The sequence below is a fragment of the Bacillus cereus group sp. Bce019 genome (assembly GCF_051781745.1).
GTDB classification, from domain to species: domain Bacteria; phylum Bacillota; class Bacilli; order Bacillales; family Bacillaceae_G; genus Bacillus_A; species Bacillus_A cereus.
Genome location: NZ_JBPWJX010000008.1, coordinates 118,812 through 138,887 on the forward strand (window position 1 = coordinate 118,812; position 20,076 = coordinate 138,887).

The following is a 20,076-nucleotide window of genomic DNA, read 5'->3' on the forward strand; positions in this document are numbered from 1 at the left end:
CCCATGAAGCGAAACACATACATCGATTTCCTAGCTTATTACGGAATAGGAAGCGCTCATCCTGGTGGCTTTACGTTAACAAAACAATTGTTAGCACAACTGCCTTTTAAATATGGAGCGAATGTCCTTGAGATAGGTTGCGGTACGGGGAAAACAGCGGCATATATGACAAGGGAATTTGGTTATAAAGTAACAACGGTTGAAAAGAATGAAATTATGATTCAAAAGGCAAAAGATAGATGGTTGTTTGAAGGGTTAGATATACAATTAATTGAAGGAAATGTGGAGCATTTACCGTGTTTGAATAACTCATTTGAGTTCGTACTTGGAGAATCAATCATCGCTTTTACAGACAAAGAAAGGGTTATCTCGGAGTGTTATCGTGTATTACAGCAGGACGGTAAGCTTGTTGTCATTGAAATGATTATTGATAGGCACATTGATAAGGGTGAGGAAGAAAAAATCGCCCAATTATATGGTATGAAAGAATTATTAACGGAGAATGAGTGGGTACAATTATTTCAGAAAGCAAATTTTAAAAGAATTACAATTGCTGGCGGTGGCACGATTGCAGAAACGATCTCTGGCTATGTAGAAGAGCCAGAATGGAATGTATCCTCACATATTCCGAATGAGTTATATGAGGCGTGGGTACAGCATGAAAATATACGGCTTATGTACCAACACATTTTAGGGCATCGTATTTTTATATGTGAAAAATAAAGAAAAAGAGTTGGCTAAAGGTAGCCAACTCTTTACTATGTTAAATGAAAAATAATGCAGCTAATGTAATTCCGAAGATGAAACCAAATCCGAGTTCAACACCCCAGCCACAACCGCCGCCTCCCCAGCCACCGCAACCACAACTACTACAACCACGACCACCACATCCGCAGCTGCTGAATCCACCACCGCATCCGAATCCACAACTATCACACCTGCTAAGGCCTCCACAAAGGTCACAACCACCGTTTGCATAAGCGTCATAGTAGCCGAATCCTGAATCAAAAGATGAGCGCTGTTGCACCGATTCAATCCATACAGAGCTTTGTGTCACATCGATTATTTTCCCTAAATGTATACGGCCATCACGGTCTTCAATCCGAACAACTTTTCCGAAGTAACGTCGGCATGTATCATAACATTTTTGTCTATGCATGTTCTTTCCTCCTTCCGCATTACAGTAATACGATATGTAAGGGGGACAAGTGCGGCTTGTACGAATGCCCTATCTATCATAATTGTTATAGGAAAGGGGAAATATAAGAAGAGGATATATAAGGAGGAAAAGGCATGAAATCTACAGATCAGTTTCAGACATACGAAGTACCGTGGGAAGAATTTATTGAAGCGTTGCGAGAGGAAATGAAGAAGCAAGTAGGGGCAGATATTATTGATACAGTAGTTTGCAATTTAGAAGATGGTTTTGAAGTGTATACATATGTGCAGGGGGATTTAGATTTTGAATATAAGGAAGCGCTTGAGAGAAAATACGGAAGTGATGCGAAGACACCTAATGTGTTAACGATAATGTTATTAGCTAGTATTTATAATACAAGTGAAGAGAATATACGCTTGCATGCGGATCATAAAGAGAATCCGATTGTTGAAGTGTATGTAAAGCAAGGAAACACGCTGTGAAAGGCGTGTTTTTTAATTGTATGATAAAATGTTAGAAAATTAAGAAAGAAGGTGATGAATTGGGAATTAAACATCTTAATTTAACAGTTGCAGATGTAGTAGCTGCAAGAGAGTTTTTAGAAAAGTATTTTGGCTTAACTTGTAGTGGAACAAGGGGGAATACCTTTGCAGTTATGCGTGATAATGATGGATTTATACTAACGTTAATGAAAGGAAAAGAAGTTCAGTATCCAAAAACATTTCATGTAGGATTTCCACAAGAAAGTGAAGAACAAGTAGATAAGATAAATCAAAGATTGAAGGAAGATGGATTTTTGGTCGAGCCTCCTAAGCATGCCCATGCGTATACGTTTTACGTTGAAGCACCTGGTGGATTTACAATAGAAGTGATGTGTTAAGTTAAAAATCAAACTTTTTGTTATGTTTTTTTAAAATAAAAAGTAGGAAAAGTCTGTTTTAAGCGTGGAGCTTAAACAGGCTTTTTTACTTATATAATTGGATAGAGAATGCTAGAAGGAATATTACCAATTGTATGATCTGTTTACATAATAAGGTTATGGTGGGTTAGTTGTCCTAAAATACAAGTCATATATCTTGTTTCCTCTCATAAATTTAAACATAGGAATTTGTCTACAAAGGTGGCGAAGCCTCATCATGAAAATCCGAATTTGTGCCACGTTCATGTTGTTTCTATTTATATGTTTACCTTTATCAGCTTTTGCAAAAGGAGAGGAGGCAAAGGAAAGGGTCGTTTCACTTGTATATGACGATTCGGGCAGCATGAGAAATAACGATCGCTGGAAATATGCCAATTATGCTTTGCAAAGTTTAGTTGCGCTATTGGATGAAAAAGATAAATTTTCTTACGTTCCAATGAGTAAGCCGAATGATCCATTAAACATTTCGTTAACGAAGGATAAAAGGCAAACAGAAATTGAGGGAATTGGAGCGTGGAAAACGTATTTAAATACTCCATTTAGCGCGGTAGAAACGGCGATGCAATCTATAAAAAAGGAAGCCGATATAGATGGAAAACGTGAATTTTGGCTTATTGTATTAACTGACGGGGCATTTAATGATTTAGAGAAAGATAAGGTTGGCGGAAAAGAACAAATTTTGTGGAAATTAGCCCAGTTTAAGAAAGAAATGGATGCAAAAAAGATATCGTTACATCCAGTCTTAATTACGATGGAAGAAGATTTAGGACAACAAGAAAAAGAACAACTAAATACGTTCAAGGAAATATGGAAGAAAGAGATAAATGGTGTTACGATGCCGTCAAGCGGAGAAGATGGCATTGTAAAAAGTGTAAATCAAGTGGCAGCATTAGTTGCAAATCGTGATCCATTCTCCTCTGTTGAATCGATTGTAAAAACGAAAGTAGTGGGGAAAAGAGTAGAGATTACAACACCATTTCCGTTAAAGCGTATGACGCTTGTACGACAATCGCCTTCTCTGCCCGATTATCAGGTCACACAAATTTCTAAACCATTACAATTACAATCTTCTTTTTCCATACATGCACCAGGTGAAGCGAAATTGTTCGGAAATATAGTTCATATCAGTACGGAAAATGAAGAAGTTATTAAACCAGGAACGTATACGATAGAAGTGGACCGAGATATTGAGAAAGAAGGATTACAAGTACTAGTCGAACCGGCACTTAATTATACTGTTTCTACTTATGACAAAGAGGATAAGGATAGAAAAAATGTTGAGGAAATGTATGAAGATGTGACAGCTGTTATTCAAGCAAAACCTACTGAGTTGCCAGTTCAGTCTTCTTACTTTCAGGCAGAAGTAGAAATAGACGGGAAGCAATATGCGATGAAGTGGGACGATAAAAGACATGTATTTTATTACGAAACGAAGCTTACTAAAGGGTTAGTACGCGGGAAAGTTCATATGAACATAAAGGGGTTTTACAGACAGACGAAAGAATTTAAAATCGAAACAACGAAAAAGCCTAAATTATCACTTCAAACTGTCACGAAAGATTATGAAGAAAAAGTAACAAATTTAGAGAATAGTAAACCATTTATTATACAACCACAGTTAGATGATAAGCCGATGACAGAAGAGGCTGTAAAAAAACTATTAAAATCTACTGGTGTCACATCTAAACAATCAATCAACTATGAAATAAAACAGCATGGTAATCAAATTTACATTTATCCTCGACCGCATTACTCCGACACATTCAATTTTACAGATACCGGCACCGTAGAAGCTACCATCGTAGTGCAGGATTCAAAATTACCAAAAGTAAAGAAAGATATAACACTCCATATTCAAAATGCGCCGTTTTATGAAAAGTATGCGCTTATTTTTAAGTTTGTTATTCCTATCACTTTATTACTGTTAATAGTAGGAATAATCGTTTTAGGATGGATTGTCCGTCCAAGATTTCACCGGAAAGCATTATTGTATTACGAATGGGATCAAGAGGTAGCGAAAGATTGGTTATATCAATCTGAGCCAGAGTTACTCAAAAATAAATGGTGGAAACATTATTTTGGTATTCCGTATAGAGCAGAAAGAAAGACTGTGCAATCCGTTACGTTTATAGCAAAGAAAGGATCGAAATCGATATTTGTAGCGAAAGAGTCACAAGTAGTAGGAATGATTATTGATGGGATGTTTATAACAGAGGATGAGGTTGGAATGGAACATAAGACACTATATCCAAATGAACTTTTAGTAATTGATAGAGGATATGGTAAGGAGATTTACAAATACGAGTGTGAATAGTAGGTAGGGATAAGAAGGGGATGGAGTATTGATCCTCTTTCCCTTTTTTCCAACAAGCAAGAATAGGAAGGTGGTTCACATGACATTACAAGTTCCAACAATATTAATTGGTTTAGGTGGAATCGGTAGTACTGTGACGCATCAAATATATGAAAAACTGCCTGAAGAGCGCCGGAAAAAGGTAGCAATGCACGTATTTGATACAGATGTGAATACATTAAGTAAATTCGATCATATTCGAAAGTTTAAGACACAAACAAGTTCTAGTAAAACGCCTAGGGAGTATATTGCGGGAGATCCAACGATCCCAGAGTGGTTTCCGATGGATCCGACTATACTTGATAAACCATTAACAGAAGGAGCAGGACAGTTACGCGTCATTTCACGTTTAGCGTTACGTGCTGCGATGAAAGAAGATAAATTGACGTCTTTTTGGCAAGAAATCGAGAAAATCTTTCCGGTTACAAGTGATCAAACGGAATATGGAGTACGTGTCATTATAGTAACATCACTAGCAGGCGGAACAGGTTCAGGGATGTTTCTGCAAATTGCTTTATATTTACGTGAAATGCTTCGGAAGAAATTGCAGCATCATAACATTTTAATACGCGGTGCGTTTTTAATGCCGGATGTTTTAGTAAAGACGAGAACGGTTAGCGCGAAAGAATTTGAAACGGTGCAAGCAAATGGCTATGCATCGTTAAAAGAATTACATGCTATTACGCTCGGGTCTACTGGAGAATTATCAAAACGCGGCGGTGTAACAATTGAATTAGAGTATCGCCCTGATCAAGTAGATGAAGACGGAAGAACGAATCATACAATTAAACAACATCATTTACCGTACAATTATTGTTTCTTATACGATTACGAAAACCTACATGGACACCATTTACACAATTTATCAGACTATATGGAACAGATGGCAAATACAATTTATTTACAGTTATTTAGCCCGATGTCCACAAGTCATTTTGCACAGGAAGACAATCAAATTCAGCAATTAGCAGAATCAAGCGGAAAAGGACGATATTGCGGGGCAGGAACGGCAAAACTCATTTATCCATATGAACATGTGTTAAAATATTGTGCTTTAAAATGGGCTGTGCAAGGTTTAGATGAATCGTGGCTTCATTTAGATCAACTGTTTCAAGAGAAGAAGCAAAGATACGATCAAGATGTAAAACGTGGGATGCAACGTGAAAAGCCGGAGAGAGGTAAAAGTTATTTAGAGGACTTGGAGCATCTTGCTACCCGTCCAGAGCAAGCTCATATTTTCTATAGACAAATGTACAATGAAACACGTGAAGGAGCAGAGGGTGGTAAGCTCGGAGTTGCGAAATCAAAACTGTTTTTAGAAGCTGTAGAAAGTTATGTACAACGAACGGTGCAAAAAGATGAGGAATTAAATCGTCTGCAACATGAGTGTAAAATTTCAGCTACGAAACTGAAAATGATGGAACAAATGAAGGGTGAAGTGGCAAGAGTGGATCATGCGGTGCGTTTATATGCGTATGCGATTCCGAGCCGGGTACATGAACATGTAACGACACTTTTATATGACATGATTGAATCAGACCGCTTTTCACCAAGTGGTTCTGAAGGGCAGTCCTATCAATTAAATACATGGTTTTTAAAGAAAACAGATCCCGTTCACCCAGTAGCAGCACGTTTTATGTTATATGAAATTCGAAAGCAGTTAGTAGAAAAAATGAATCGACTACATGAAAATAATGAACAAAAGCGTAATTTAATTCAAAACTACGATAAGAAATTTAATGTGAGTAATATTGATGGAACGGTAACAGCTGTACGCCGAGTAGAAATTGCGCAGCAACAAGGCTGGTTTGGAAAAATGATTAATAACCAGCAGCGTTTATTTAAAAAGGAATTTGAAGACATCGTAACGCAATATGTACACAAATTAAATGAATATCGAAAAGAAATGCTATTAGAACTTGTATATCAATCGCTATATCAAGCAGTTAATAAAATGATTCAATATTGGGAAAGATTTTTTGATAATTTACATGAAACACGTGAAAATTTACTGTTTGAAATCCAAAAGCGCAGTAAGGAATTTGAAGGGAAAACAAACCCGACGAATGTATATGTATTAGCTGAGGAACAGCTGCAAGAAAAGATATGGCAAGATATGCAGCAACATTTAAATTTAGGTGTACTACCGAAAGATATATCAGCGGAAATTTACATGAGTTTGTACGGGGAATATTGTCGTGATGCGAAAACAGAAGAGATTCAGTCGAAAAAGGTAGAGGATTTCTACCGAGAACATATACTGAGCTATTGTTATGACGAACTGCAAGTACGCTATCGTGATAAATTAGAACTGAATATTATTGAAGCGTTGCGAAAAGAAGCAGATTACAAGAAACGTGATCGCGATGAATACGTTCGTGAAAAAATTGAAGACCTGTTCCATTTAGCGAGTCCATTCGTTCCGAAAGTTGCTCATCATAGGGAATTACAATATTGGGGTATACATCCTTCTTTAAAGAAAGAGTTGCAAGAGGAATTAATTCAAGAAATGTTTAAAGAAAAAGATACAGTACATGAAGCCTTTTCGCCATTTGAAGTGATCTGTTATCGAGCGCATTACGGCTTATCGCTGCAAGACTTTCCTAAATTATCATCAGGACATATTTCAAATGGATTTATGAATGATAAAGGTGACTATTTCCAATCGTATTATCGCCGTGTAAACAAATTAAATAGTAAAAAATCTAGTTTAACGCCGCATTTAGATAAGTATTGGCACTTACCAGCCTTTATGCCAGATTTAAATGCGACTCAAACAAAATTAGATTATGATAAATGTAATCGTGCATTACTATACGCATATATGTATCGCTGGATTAGTTTAGTTGCTGTTGATGGACAGTTTGTGTATCAATATAACGGTGTAGGACGTAGCTTTTTAATTCAGTCAATGGGGAAAAATATTTCAAGCGAAAGTTATAAATTACACAGAGCGTTGCTTCATAATCCGTTTATTTATGAAAACATCTTGTCAAGATTTGAAGAAGAGCAAGAAAAGGCGATGATACAAGGTGGACATTTATATACACATCCGTTCGTATTAGGAGCCCAAGATGTAAGATGGCTTAGAAAAGAACATGTCCACAATCTTTTAGATATGATTTTAATGTATGATCGTGAAGCGAAGTATGATCCGACGTTAGAAGAAACATCAGATGAATTATTAAGACTATTCCTTGATGAAATCGAGTTGTATTTCCAGAACTATTACGGTACAGGTGCCGATATGGTGGCAAAGAAAGAGAAAGAAATGTTTATTAAACAATTGTGGGATCGCTCGCATGCAAAAGGATATGTAGATCCAAATAGCGCTCCGTATAAAAAATGGCAAAATTTATTAGGTGTTCAAGATGAAGAAGAAACGTCAAAAACGAATGTATAATGAATGAAAAGGGAATCCTTAAAAGTGGCAATACAACTTTAGAAAAGAGGGATTCTGATGCCGTTTTTAGGAAGTGTATATCAAATATTTGGGTTATATCCGGAACTTTATTATGGGATGATTTCAGCCGAACTTGCAGAACAGCAAAGGTTGGAACAAGCGGAAAACGAAGAACAAGAAACAGAAGCGTAACTGCATAGGAAGCTTCAAAATAAAAATGATAACACACTACTTACTCTTTAAACGTATAAGAGTAAGTAGTGTGTTTTTTCTATTTAATAATCCCATTTTCTAAAATTTTAATAGTTGGTGCCACTTTCACATTAGCTTTTGAAAAGGCACTCGGCCAATCATCTTCGACTTGTTTCCATTCTTTATATTGAAACGCTCTCGCATAATCACCAAATCCGAATGGGTCAAGTTGCTGTTTTTGAATGTTGTGGATTAAATCGTTCAAATCTTTGTTTAGTTGTTTTGTAATAAGAGAAGTTAATTTCTTTCTATCTTTGTCTATATCCATGTTGAATGTAAGTTCAGATACGGCAATTTTTAAATCCATTTTAACATGAAATTTGAAGTGGTTATCGCTATAGTCTGTACGGATATCACGATTCATGCTAAGAACGTTTATTGTTACGAAATCGTCACCTTCTGTATCTTTTAGATGACTATTACTTTCAACTGAATGAGAAGGGATTTTTATTGTAAGTGAAACGGGTATATTAGCTTTCTTTTGCAACATAAGCAAAAGGGCACTTTCATAACGATTTAAAGACATCTTATAAATTCCGCGAGAAGTTAATAGTGCAGAGCCTGTAACGATAACATCTTTTTTTCCTTTTTTTATTTCTGAAATAGCAGGTGTTATACCTTTATTAAACGTTTGCCTATGAAATTCATGAAATGGTGTGAAAACTGTCCGATTGTATAATTTATTTGTATTAATTAAATCTGTTAAATACTCGGGAAGGGCAGGTTTATCTTTAAAGTTATTATATATAACTGAAGAAACTGGACCGTCTACTGCGACCATGCGCATGTTTCCGGTATTTTTAGGGTCGCGATACCAAACATCAAGGTAAGGCATAGCCCCTTCTTGTTTTAAAAAATTTGTGCTAAATAAAATGAGCTGTAACTTTTCTGTAGATACTAAACCGCCACTTGAACTATTAAACGTTGCTTTTGCTTCTCGAGGTGTACGCACTTTTGCTTCATGTGTTTCGTACTTTTTTTCTACGTCTTCATTAAAAATAGGGTTTACGTGGTACACAATTAATTTTCCTTTTGCTTTTGCGTCAAAACCGTAAATTAATGAAATAGATTGTTTTTCTAAGTCTAGCCGGTCTCCACAGCCTGTTAATAAGGTTATGAGAAAGCAAAGTATAGTGAAATGAATAAAGCGCCTCATTTAAATTTTGCTCCTTTTCCAATGCTGATAAAGTGTCATGTATAAGAGAAATACGACTGGGAATAGAAAAACGATAAAATAACTGGCAGTTCCCCAAAATTCTCGCAACGCACTTATTTGGTAAGAGGAAGGGATATAAAAGAATAGAACGAAAATGCACCCGAATAATAAAATCCAAACAGGTAATGGAATCCCTTTTTTGTTAAGTAATTGATTGATTCCATCTGAAGCAGTGAAAATATAAGGAATACAAGAATCGAAAATAATGAAGAGATAAAATGATAAAAAGATAATTTCAAATCGTTCCAGAAATGAAAAGTGAAATGGTGTAACAAGAGAAAGAGTCGGCCATAAAAATTTCGTTATACCATCCGGGCTAAAATAAACGAAAGAAACGAACGTAACTTGTAGGTAAACAAATAAAGTAATCATATTTGCAATAACGATTCCTTTTTTTGCAGCTGATTTGTTAGTTAGATAGGGATAAAGGACGAATGCAAACTCGAATCCGAGAAACGCAATGATAGTTGATTTCACTGTGGTTACAACTGGTATCCATCCTTCCTTTAGAAAGGGAAGAAGATATATCCAATGACCATCTTTAAGAGGAATAAACAATAGTAATGGCATCCAAAGGGTAAAAATCACAGTGAAAACGGCAAAGCGACTAATAATAAGTACACCTTTACTTGCAAGCATAAGCATTGGAATAGAGAGCAAAATCATAATTAAAAACATAGGAGATCTAGGTAAAATCCAAATGTGAATAACATAAAGGAGGGAAAAAACTAAGGAGACTGCTGCAAGTACAGCATATAAAATCCAAAAAATCATTCCTATTCTTCCTAGCCACTTCCCAAGATAACGAGTCAGCACATGAAGTAAAGTATATCCAGGATGCTTTTCCATAATTTTTACAATACATAAACTGACTAAAGTAGTGATAGCGCATCCGATAATAATAGACATCCAGCCATCTGTATTCGCACCTTGTGCAACTTCACGCGGAAGTGTAAGGACACCGAATCCTACTTGAACACCACTAATCGTTAAAATGTATTGAAATAAACTAATCTCCCTCTTTGCACGCTTTGTCACTTATCTTCCTCCATTTCTTCCATATCACTTTGTCGATTTTCTTGTTTTAAGTTAAGAGATAGTGGGCGTTTCTTCATTATTTTCCATGGTAAACGTACAAGAATATCTTTTAAATCCGAAGCAAATAACGGAGAAAAAGGACTACCATAAGGAACACCGAGAGATTCCATAGAAAGTATATGAATAATAATGATCGCCATCCCAACCATAATTCCAATGACGCCAAATAAAGAGGCAATTATCATCATCGGAAAGCGAAGAATTCGAATTCCTGCTGACATTTCCAGGTTAGGAATGATAAAAGAAGCGACTGCAGTAATTGATACGACGATAACCATAACGTTACTAACAATCCCAGCTTGAACGGCAGCTTGTCCAATTACAATTCCTCCTACGACGCCGATTGTTTGTCCAACAGGCCCAGGAAGCCGAATCGCTGCTTCTCGGAGCATTTCGAGAACTAATTCCATTAATAAAGCTTCTAATATGGGAGGAAAAGGAATTTTGGCTCGAGATTCTCCAATCGTTAACAACAATTTGAGCGGAATCACTTCATAATGGAAGGAAATCATAGCAATATAAAGAGCAGGAGCAAATATTGCAATAAATAGCCCAGTGAAACGAAGAAGTCGTATAAAAGATGGAATCATAGGTCTGAAGCTGTAATCATCTATCGTCTGAAAAAAGGATGAAAAGGTCATAGGTCCTATTAATACGCCTGGTGAGCGATCTACAACAACGGCAATTCGCCCATCAAGAATATGATGTGCTGTTGTGTCAGGGCGTTCAGTTATTGATAATTGCGGAAAGAGAGTAAAGGAATTATCTTCAACAAACCCCTCTAATTCACCAGTAGTAAGAATCGCATCAACTTTTACTGACTCGATACGGGATGCCATTTCTTTTACGACATTTTCGTTCGCAACATCTGCTAGATAAAGCAAAAAAACCTTTGAAGTAGCTCGTTCACCAACAGTGAATTCCTTTACTTTCAATTCGCGATTTGGAATATATCGACGAATAAGTGCAAGGCTGTCGCTCGCTACTTCATTAAATCCTTCGTGTGAGCTTTTTATGGAGCTCTCTGTTGTAGGTTCTTCAATGCTCCTTTTTGGTGCCGCTTGCGTATCAAGCTCTAAAGCGGATAGTTGTCCGTTTATAAATAAAATACTTTTGCCGTGTAAAAGAGATTGTTCAATGTCTGTCCACTGTTGAACTTTTTTAATATTTCCGATAGAAACAGAGGCTTCCCAAAAATCGTCTTCATTCCACTCTTTAAATAAGAGAGGACGAAGAATGTTTACGTTAATAACAGTTTTGTCTACAAGTCCTTCCATATATATAAGTGCAGCTTCCTGTCCGTTTTTTAATGGAAAAGTGCGTGTTATTAATTCTGGAATACCGCTAAACATTTTGGACAAGTGCTTTAAATTAAGGGAAAGGGAAGAAGAGATAGATTTATTTAATGCGTAATCAGCTTGCTCTTGGGTAGAAAAAGATTTTTCACCACGAATCCATTTATTAAAAGACCCCATTTGTTCGCTTACTCCTTGTTATGTTTTATCCCGCTTTAATTGGCAGTAAGACCCCCCCTCAAAATTCAGAAGAAGTTAGGTAGGGGTCGGGCTGCCCATAAAGCCCGATTGGTGAGGGCTGATAATCAGTGGGGGATGAAGAAAACCCCCCACTGATTAAAGTTTCACTTTATATGGGTTATTATGGATAGTTACAAGCTGACATATGCGTAGTTTAAATTTTATATTGTATATTTTTAACTTTAACGCTATAATTATAGTGTTAAAGATGGAATCGTGATATGATCTGTTATGACTCTATCGTTTTATTTATGAATAAATGGATTGGTATTTTAGCAAGATGTGCTAATAAACTACTCCACCATGATAATAACGTGCCGAAATGCGGTGCGTATATTTTCGTGGTGGAGTTTTTTTTATTCTCAAAAAGGGGGAAAGACCATGAATAACAACATGGTTCATATTACAATTGACGGAAAAAAGTATACAGCGGAGCCCGGTTCAACGATATTGGGTGTTATTAATGAGAACGGGATTGAACATCCGCAAATTTGTTACGTGCCAGAAGTAGATCCTATTCAAACATGTGACACTTGTATTGTAGAAGTTGACGGAAAGTTAATGCGTTCTTGTTCGACGATAGCAACGGAAGGTATGAACATTGAACGTGCTTCTGTTCGCGCAAAGGAAGCACAAACAGAGGCGATGGATCGGTTACTAGAAAATCATTTATTATACTGTACAGTATGTGACAACAACAATGGGAACTGTAAACTGCATAATACAGCAGAATTAATGGAAATTGAACATCAAAAATATCCGTATGAACCGAAAGTAGATGTAAGTGAAGTTGATATGACGCATCCGTTTTATCGCTATGATCCTAATCAATGTATTGCATGCGGTCAATGCGTTGAGGTGTGTCAAAACTTACAAGTAAATGAAACGTTATCGATAGACTGGGAAGCGGAACGCCCACGAGTTATTTGGGATGAAGGAGTAAATATTAATGATTCTTCATGCGTTAGCTGTGGTCAATGTGTAACGATTTGTCCTTGTAACGCTTTAATGGAGAAAACGATGCTCGGTGAAGCTGGATTTATGACGGGATTAAAACCAGATATTCTTGAACCGATGGTAGATTTAATTAAAGAAGTTGAGCCTGGATATAGCGGTATTTTTGCGGTATCAGAAGTGGAAGCGGCCATGCGTGATACTCGTACGAAGAAAACGAAAACAGTATGTACATTTTGTGGTGTAGGTTGTTCGTTTGAAGTGTGGACGAAGGGGCGTAAAATTCTTAAAGTACAGCCATCTTCAGATGCACCAGTTAACGCAATTTCCACTTGTGTAAAAGGGAAATTTGGTTGGGATTTCGTAAATTCTAAAGAACGAATAACAAAACCTTTAATTCGTAAAAATGGAACGTTTGTTGAATCTACATGGGAAGAAGCACTGAATGTAGTTGCAAATAAATTAGGTGCTATTAAAGAAGAGTACGGTAAAGGTTCTATCGGATTTATTTCTTCCTCTAAAATTACAAATGAAGACAATTATGTAATTCAAAAATTAGCTCGACAAGTATTTGGAACGAATAATATCGATAACTGCTCACGTTATTGCCAATCACCAGCAACGGATGGTTTGTTCCGTACAATTGGTATGGGCGGTGATGCCGGAACCATTAAAGATATTGCGCAATCTGGTCTTGTTATTATTGTAGGATGTAATCCGACAGAAGGTCATCCTGTTCTAGCTACACGTATTAAACGTGCACATAAATTACACGGACAAAAGTTAATTGTAGCTGATCTTCGTAAAACCGAAATGGCAGAGCGATCAGATGTCTTTATTAGTCCAAAACAAGGAACAGATCAAGTTTGGTTAATGGCTGTTACGAAATATATGATTGATCAAGGTTGGCATGATCAGGAATTCATTAATGAGAATGTAAACTTCTTTGAAGATTTCAAAGAAAGCCTAGAGGAATATACACTTGAATATGCAGAAGAAGTAACAGGCATTTCAAAAGACACACTTATTCAAATGGCTGAAATGATTCGTGATGCAGATGGTACATGTATCCTTTGGGGTATGGGGGTAACGCAAAATACAGGTGGTTCTGATACTTCCGCTGCAATTTCAAACTTACTTCTTGCAACAGGGAACTATCGTCGTCCAGGAGCAGGTGCATACCCACTTCGAGGCCATAATAACGTACAAGGTGCTTGTGATATGGGTACTTTACCAGGATGGCTTCCAGGGTATCAGCACGTTACTAACGAAATGGAACGTGCGAAATTTGAAACTGCTTACGGAGTGAAAATTGATAGTGAACCGGGTCTTAATAATATCGAAATGCTTCACGCAATTGACGAAGGAAAAATGAAAGCAATGTATCTTGTCGGAGAAGATATGGCTCTTGTAGATTCTAATGCAAATCATGTACATGAAGTGTTATCGAGCCTTGATTTCTTCGTTGTGCAAGATGTTTTCCTTTCTAAAACTGCTCAATATGCAGATGTTGTATTACCAGCAGCGCCATCTCTTGAGAAAGAAGGTACTTTCACAAATACAGAGCGCCGTGTCCAAAGATTATATCAAGTTCTTCCTACGCTAGGAGATGCGAAACCAGACTGGTGGATCGTCCAGGAAGTTGCGAATAAACTAGGTGCAAACTGGAATTATAGCCACCCAAGTGAAATGTTTGCTGAGATGGCAAGTTTATCACCATTGTTCTCGCAAGCGAACTATGAAGTGCTTGAAGGATGGAATAGTTTCCATTGGGGAAGTTTTGATGGAACGAATACACCACTTCTGTTCCAAGACGGATTTAACTTCCCAGATAAAAAAGCTCGTTTTGCGATTGCTGACTGGGTACGTCCAGCTGAATTTCCAGCTGAGTTTGACCTTCACATTAACAATGGTCGTATGCTTGAGCATTTCCATGAAGGGAATATGACAAATAAATCAACAGGTATTCAAACGAAAGTACCTGGTGTTTTCGTTGAAATCTCTCCAGACCTTGCAAAAGAACGTGGCGTAAAAACAGGTTCGTTAGTTCGTCTTGTCTCTCCTTTTGGAGCATTAAAATTACGTGCACTCGTTACAGATCGTGTAAAAGCGAATGAGTTATATTTACCGATGAACTCTACAGATAACGAAACGGCAATTAATTTCTTAACAGGTCCTGCTGTGGATGTACGTACGAATACACCTGCGTATAAACAAACAAAAGTACGTATGGAAGTATTAGAAGTTGATGGCGAAAATCCGATGCCAAAAGCGAACCCACGCAATAAAAAACGTCACCCTCAAGCTGGAATTGAGGTACATCGTAAGTGGGCACGTCCAGGGTATGTGCATTTAACGGATAAGTAGGAGGAGAAAACTATGGCTGCACCTATAAAAATGATTCAAAAACAAGAATTAACTGAGGAAGAAATAAAACAGCAAAAGTTAGATGATTTAAAAGAGCTTCTAACTAATAATGAAGAAGCTCTAAATCAGATGTTTAATATAGTAGGGGAATTAAATGACATTGGAATGCTAGAAGCTGCAAATTCAATGCTAAAAGCGAAAGAACCAATTGCGAAAATTGTTTTAGGTCAAGTAACTCGTGAGCCTGTTACAAATTTAATTAATAATATGATGGGCGCTGCAGGTGCGTTAACTGAACTTGACCCAGAACTTACGAAAAAGCTTATAGGTAGTTTATTAGTCGGGCTAGAAGAAGGTAATGAACATCTAGAAAGTAATAAAAAAGTAGGGGTATTCGATCTTATGAAAGTATTGAAAGACCCAGATATTAACCGTGCTATCGGGTTTGGGCTTCATTTCTTAAAAGGTATGGGGAAAGGGTTAAAAGACGAATAAACTTCATGAAGTGAACCTTTCCGCCCAAATATTTGTAGGAAATAGTTTGGGCGGAAGGCTCATTTTGGTAAAATATATAATAGAGTAAAATGAGGCTTTTGGGAGGTATAATTGTATGTCAAAAAAAGTACATGAATTTAATGATATGATACGAAAACTTCGAAAGGAACTTTTCGGAAAAGGACCAGAACGAATTCATACTGTTTTTGCGGAAAATATGGCTATAGCGACTCTTTATGGAAACTTAACACCTACTGAAAAATTTATTTCAAGTACGATGGACGGTGCGGAAATGGTTCATATGGCTAGAACGAAAATGATTCAAGAAGTGTATGCTGCGAATTCCCGTGAACATTTGGAGGAACTTGTTGGAGCGAAATTAGTGAATTTGTTTTCAGATATGAAAGTAGAAGAAGATATTGCAGTTTCTGTATTTGTTTTTGATAAAAATATAACGTGAGAGAAGGATACTGATCGTGAAACCGATACAGGTAGAAAGAGAAATCTTTCGTTATGAACAGGGAGCATTTAAACATATAGAGGACAGCATTGTAACAGAGTTTCCTGTCACCATTAAAATGAACGGACAGGAGTTTGTTACAATGGTTAGTACTCCAGAATATATAGAAGATATGGTAATAGGCTTCTTAGCGTCTGAAGGAATCATTCGGAAGTATGAAGACATTGATAGTGTATGGGTGCAGGAGAGAGAAGGATTTGTGCATGTAACAACGACAAAAGTAAATCCGTATTATGAACAAATGCAAAATAAACGCTATATTACGTCTTGTTGTGGTATGAGTAGGCAAGGGTTTGTTTTTGCAAATGATGCACTAAGTGCAAAAAAAATGAAGGGTGTCCATGTACAGGTTGCTGCCGATGATTGTTTTCGGTTAATGAAAGAAATGCAGCAATCTGCGGATACGTTTCATCGTACTGGTGGGGTTCATAATGCAGCTTTATGTGATGTTAATGGTATTATTTTAAGCCGAATGGATATTGGTAGGCATAATGCACTAGACAAAATTTACGGTTATTGTTTAAGAAACGATATTTCTATAAAAGATAAAATCATTGTTTTTAGTGGTCGTATTTCTTCGGAAATATTATTGAAAGTTGCAAAAATCGGTTGTGAAATTATACTATCAAAATCAGCTCCAACTGAGTTAGCTTTGCAACTAGCGGAAGATTTAGGTATTACGACAATAGGATTTATTCGTAATCACTCCTTAAATGTATATACCCATCCAGAACGTGTTTTAAATATAAAATAAAAGTGAGGCAATGAAGATGAAATCAGTTACATTAGACAAGTTGCAACGTCCGTTAAAGGATTTACGTATTTCAGTTACTGATCGCTGTAATTTTCGCTGCCGATATTGTATGCCAGAAGAAATATTTGGTCCTGATTACTCGTTTTTGTCTAATGATAAAATTTTATCTTTTGATGAAATTGAAAGGATAACACGTATTTTCGTTTCTTTAGGTGTGAGAAAATTACGGATTACAGGCGGAGAACCGTTACTTCGAAGAGGGCTTCCAAAGCTTATTGAGCGCCTTAATAAAATTGATGGTGTAGAAGATATCGGTTTAACAACCAATGGATCGTTACTTAAAAAGTTTGCTCCTGATTTATATAAGGCGGGACTATCACGTGTAACAGTTAGCTTAGATTCCTTAGAAGAAGAGCGGTTTTTCTATTTAAATGGTAATAGGAGCAAAGTGCAAAGGGTTCTGGAAGGAATACAGGCTGCAGCTGAAGTTGGAATGAAAATTAAAATAAACATGGTCGTTCAAAAGGGAAAAAACGAACAGGACATTTTGCAGATGGCGCAATATTTTAAGGAAAATAAGCATATTCTTCGTTTTATTGAGTATATGGATGTTGGAAATTATAATGGTTGGGATTTAAAAGAGGTCGTCTCTAAACAAGAAATAGTAGATACGATTCATCAAGTTATGCCGTTAGAAAGGATAGAAGCAAATTATTCTGGTGAAGTGGCTACTAGGTATCGTTATATAGGAAGCGATGAGGAAATAGGTATTATTTCATCAGTAACAGATTCTTTTTGCTCATCATGTACGAGAGCTCGTATTTCTGCAGAAGGAAAATTATATACTTGCTTATTTGCTTCTAAAGGAAATGATTTAAGAGAATTGCTTCGTTCTGAACATACAGATGAGGACATTACAGATGTAGTACGCGATATATGGAATAATAGGGAAGATCGTTATTCAGATGAACGCTTAAATCATACAAATAAGAAAACAATACCTAAAATTGAAATGTCACATATCGGTGGTTAATATATAAAGCTAGCGTCATAGTGAAAAATGGAAAATTTACAAGAGTTGTGGATTTTCTATTTTATAGTAAAAGTGATGATTGATATCTCTGTAAAAGATGTGCAGAGAAATTAAGCAGCATTCAAAAACCTTTATTTTGAGGAGGTTTTTTGAAGCTGCTTTTTTATTTGGAGAAAATGGAGGAATGGGTAATGGCATTTCATAAGCCGGAACAAATTGCTGAGCTTGTCATTGAGGCCGGTGTTCAAAAAGTAAGACAGACATTGCCAGCGATGCTTATTCTCGGTTTTTTAGGAGGATCGTTTATTGCGATAGGTTTTTTACTTAACATTCGAGTTTTAGGGAATTTACCTGAGCGCTGGGGAAGTCTAGTGAATGTTTTAGGAGGAGCAGTATTTCCTGTTGGACTTATGCTCGTAGTATTAGCAGGAGGAGAATTAATTACGGGAAATATGATGTCACTGTCTATGGCGCTTTATGCAAAGAAAATTACATTGATAAGTGTACTGAATAACTGGGTTTGGATTACTCTCATGAACTTTATTGGGGCAATTTTCGTTGCGTATTGTTTTGGACATCTTGGCGGATTAACAGAGGGAGAGTATTTAAATAAAACAGTAGCGATAGCAGAAGGGAAGTTACATGAATCATTTGGAAGAACTTTAATTTTAGCAATTGGTTGTAATTGGCTCGTTTGTCTTGCTCTTTGGCTCGCTTACGGGACGAGTGATTTTGTCGGAAAAATCATCGGAATTTGGATTCCAATTATGGCATTTGTAGTGATTGGATTTCAGCAAGTAGTAGCAAATATGTTTGTCATTTCCGCTGTTATTTTTGCTGGTCATCTAACGTGGATGGATCTGGCTAAAAATTTTGTTCCTGTTTTTATCGGAAATGTAATTGGAGGAGCTGGGTTTGTTGGTTTTGCTTACTTTGCTTGTTATCAGAAACAACATTCTAATATGAAATAGAGTTCTTGAGAGGAAGGGTATGTAATGGCTGATCGGTATTCACGACAACAGTTGTTCAAACCAATTGGGAGTAAAGGACAAGAAAAAATTCGAAATAAACATGTGTTAATTGTAGGGGCAGGCGCATTAGGAAGTGCAAGTGCCGAAAGTTTCGTACGTGCAGGTGTTGGCAAGTTGACGATTATCGATCGTGACTACGTTGAATGGAGTAATTTACAAAGGCAACAATTGTACTCTGAACAAGATGCGAGAGAGAAAATGCCGAAAGCAATTGCTGCAAAAAATCGGCTAGAACAAATTAATTCGGAAGTACAAATACATGCTTTCGTAATGGATGCAACTTCAGAAAATATGGAAGGTCTATTAAAAAATGTAGATGTAATCATTGATGCAACAGATAATTTTGATATTCGATTTGTAATAAATGATTTATCACAAAAACATAATATTCCGTGGGTATATGGTTCTTGCGTTGGATCATATGGTATGAGTTATATAATTATTCCGCAAAAGACACCGTGTTTACATTGTATGCTGAAAAATATCCCTGTTACAGGTGTGACGTGTGATACTGCTGGGATTATTAGCCCGACTGTTCAAATCGTCGCAGCATATCAAGTGGCAGAAGCACTCAAAATTTTAGTGGAAGATTTCTCAGCAATTAGAAAAACATTTTTCATGTTTGATATATGGAGTAATCAAAATCATTGTATAAAATTAGGGAAAATAAAAATAGACGCTTGTCTCTCATGTGGTTTGAATCGAACTTATCCTTATTTATCATACGAAAATCAAACGAAGGTAGCTGTTTTGTGCGGAAGAAATACAGTTCAAATTAGACCAGTAGAAAATAGACAGTACAACTTTGATGATATAGAAAAAGTATTAAATAAACTGGGGAAAGTAGATCGGAATCCGTATTTACTATCTTGCCAACTAGATGAGTATCGCGTCGTTATTTTTCGAGATGGTCGTGTTTTCATTCATGGTACAAATGATATTTCAAAAGCGAAACAGTTATATTATCGCGTATTCGGTTAATAGAAA

The 20,076-nt window shown here is 36.6% G+C and carries 18 protein-coding genes; 14 read left to right on the forward strand and 4 right to left on the reverse strand.

Annotated features, from left to right (window positions below):
* Positions 1-3 precede the first annotated feature (3 nt).
* Entirely contained in the window at positions 4-723 is a 720-nt protein-coding gene (locus ACS2QP_RS13760) for a class I SAM-dependent methyltransferase (RefSeq protein ID WP_000828249.1), read from the forward strand.
* Between the two features lie 40 nt (positions 724-763).
* Here ACS2QP_RS13760 and ACS2QP_RS13765 read toward each other — a convergent pair whose 3' ends face one another.
* Entirely contained in the window at positions 764-1,159 is a 396-nt protein-coding gene (locus ACS2QP_RS13765) for a hypothetical protein (RefSeq protein WP_438882517.1), read from the reverse strand.
* Positions 1,160-1,293: 134 nt separating this feature from the next.
* On the opposite strand from ACS2QP_RS13765, the gene ACS2QP_RS13770 reads away from it, so the two are divergent.
* From ACS2QP_RS13770 to ACS2QP_RS13790, 5 genes are all read left to right on the forward strand, one after another.
* Positions 1,294-1,641: a hypothetical protein gene (locus ACS2QP_RS13770; protein ID WP_000842902.1), complete on the forward strand. Its 348-nt coding sequence runs from the start codon at positions 1,294-1,296 to the stop codon at positions 1,639-1,641.
* A gap of 59 nt (positions 1,642-1,700) precedes the next feature.
* Positions 1,701-2,039 carry a VOC family protein gene (locus ACS2QP_RS13775; protein ID WP_438882518.1) on the forward strand — a complete coding sequence of 113 codons (339 nt, stop codon included), beginning with the start codon at positions 1,701-1,703 and terminating at the stop codon, positions 2,037-2,039.
* A gap of 256 nt (positions 2,040-2,295) precedes the next feature.
* Positions 2,296-4,392 carry a vWA domain-containing protein gene (locus ACS2QP_RS13780; protein ID WP_438882519.1) on the forward strand — a complete coding sequence of 699 codons (2,097 nt, stop codon included), beginning with the start codon at positions 2,296-2,298 and terminating at the stop codon, positions 4,390-4,392.
* Positions 4,393-4,471: 79 nt separating this feature from the next.
* Positions 4,472-7,834 (forward strand): tubulin-like doman-containing protein, encoded by a 3,363-nt coding sequence (locus ACS2QP_RS13785; RefSeq protein ID WP_438882520.1) that lies wholly within the window; start codon positions 4,472-4,474, stop codon positions 7,832-7,834.
* Between the two features lie 57 nt (positions 7,835-7,891).
* On the forward strand, positions 7,892-8,026 hold the full coding sequence (locus tag ACS2QP_RS13790) for a hypothetical protein (RefSeq protein ID WP_001116190.1): 135 nt from the start codon (positions 7,892-7,894) through the stop codon (positions 8,024-8,026).
* Between the two features lie 79 nt (positions 8,027-8,105).
* Here ACS2QP_RS13790 and gerSC read toward each other — a convergent pair whose 3' ends face one another.
* From gerSC to gerSA, 3 genes are read right to left on the reverse strand one after another with little or no spacing between them, the layout of a single operon-like run.
* Positions 8,106-9,242, reverse strand: a complete 1,137-nt coding sequence (gene gerSC, locus ACS2QP_RS13795) for a spore germination protein GerSC (protein WP_438882521.1) — start codon at positions 9,240-9,242, stop codon at positions 8,106-8,108.
* Positions 9,243-10,340 carry an endospore germination permease gene (locus ACS2QP_RS13800; RefSeq protein ID WP_332284422.1) on the reverse strand — a complete coding sequence of 366 codons (1,098 nt, stop codon included), beginning with the start codon at positions 10,338-10,340 and terminating at the stop codon, positions 9,243-9,245.
* Positions 10,337-11,875 carry a spore germination protein GerSA gene (gene gerSA, locus ACS2QP_RS13805; RefSeq protein WP_061457569.1) on the reverse strand — a complete coding sequence of 513 codons (1,539 nt, stop codon included), beginning with the start codon at positions 11,873-11,875 and terminating at the stop codon, positions 10,337-10,339. The genes ACS2QP_RS13800 and gerSA overlap by 4 nt, the downstream gene beginning before the upstream one ends.
* 281 nt (positions 11,876-12,156) lie before the next feature.
* On the opposite strand from gerSA, the gene ACS2QP_RS13810 reads away from it, so the two are divergent.
* The 8 genes from ACS2QP_RS13810 to ACS2QP_RS13845 all read left to right on the forward strand — a co-directional run bounded on the left by ACS2QP_RS13810 (position 12,157) and on the right by ACS2QP_RS13845 (position 20,070).
* On the forward strand, positions 12,157-12,324 hold the full coding sequence (locus ACS2QP_RS13810) for a hypothetical protein (RefSeq protein WP_080470780.1): 168 nt from the start codon (positions 12,157-12,159) through the stop codon (positions 12,322-12,324).
* The gene (gene fdhF, locus ACS2QP_RS13815) at positions 12,317-15,256 is read left to right on the forward strand and encodes a formate dehydrogenase subunit alpha (protein ID WP_438882522.1); all 2,940 of its coding nucleotides are present in this window, start codon (positions 12,317-12,319) and stop codon (positions 15,254-15,256) included. The genes ACS2QP_RS13810 and fdhF overlap by 8 nt, the downstream gene beginning before the upstream one ends.
* A 12-nt stretch (positions 15,257-15,268) precedes the next feature.
* On the forward strand, positions 15,269-15,751 hold the full coding sequence (locus ACS2QP_RS13820) for a DUF1641 domain-containing protein (protein WP_000729897.1): 483 nt from the start codon (positions 15,269-15,271) through the stop codon (positions 15,749-15,751).
* 115 nt (positions 15,752-15,866) lie between these two features.
* Positions 15,867-16,211: a DUF2294 domain-containing protein gene (locus ACS2QP_RS13825; RefSeq protein ID WP_000039582.1), complete on the forward strand. Its 345-nt coding sequence runs from the start codon at positions 15,867-15,869 to the stop codon at positions 16,209-16,211.
* A 16-nt stretch (positions 16,212-16,227) separates the two neighbouring features.
* The gene (fdhD, locus tag ACS2QP_RS13830; protein WP_332284420.1) at positions 16,228-17,025 is read left to right on the forward strand and encodes a formate dehydrogenase accessory sulfurtransferase FdhD; all 798 of its coding nucleotides are present in this window, start codon (positions 16,228-16,230) and stop codon (positions 17,023-17,025) included.
* Between the two features lie 16 nt (positions 17,026-17,041).
* A complete protein-coding gene (gene moaA, locus ACS2QP_RS13835; RefSeq protein WP_000844124.1) occupies positions 17,042-18,058 on the forward strand; it encodes a GTP 3',8-cyclase MoaA in 1,017 nt (338 codons plus the stop codon).
* 191 nt (positions 18,059-18,249) lie between these two features.
* Positions 18,250-19,029, forward strand: coding sequence for a formate/nitrite transporter family protein (locus ACS2QP_RS13840; RefSeq protein ID WP_078186406.1), 780 nt, complete (start codon positions 18,250-18,252; stop codon positions 19,027-19,029).
* A gap of 24 nt (positions 19,030-19,053) precedes the next feature.
* Positions 19,054-20,070 (forward strand): molybdopterin-synthase adenylyltransferase MoeB, encoded by a 1,017-nt coding sequence (locus ACS2QP_RS13845; RefSeq protein ID WP_332284419.1) that lies wholly within the window; start codon positions 19,054-19,056, stop codon positions 20,068-20,070.
* The last annotated feature ends 6 nt before the right edge of the window (positions 20,071-20,076 follow it).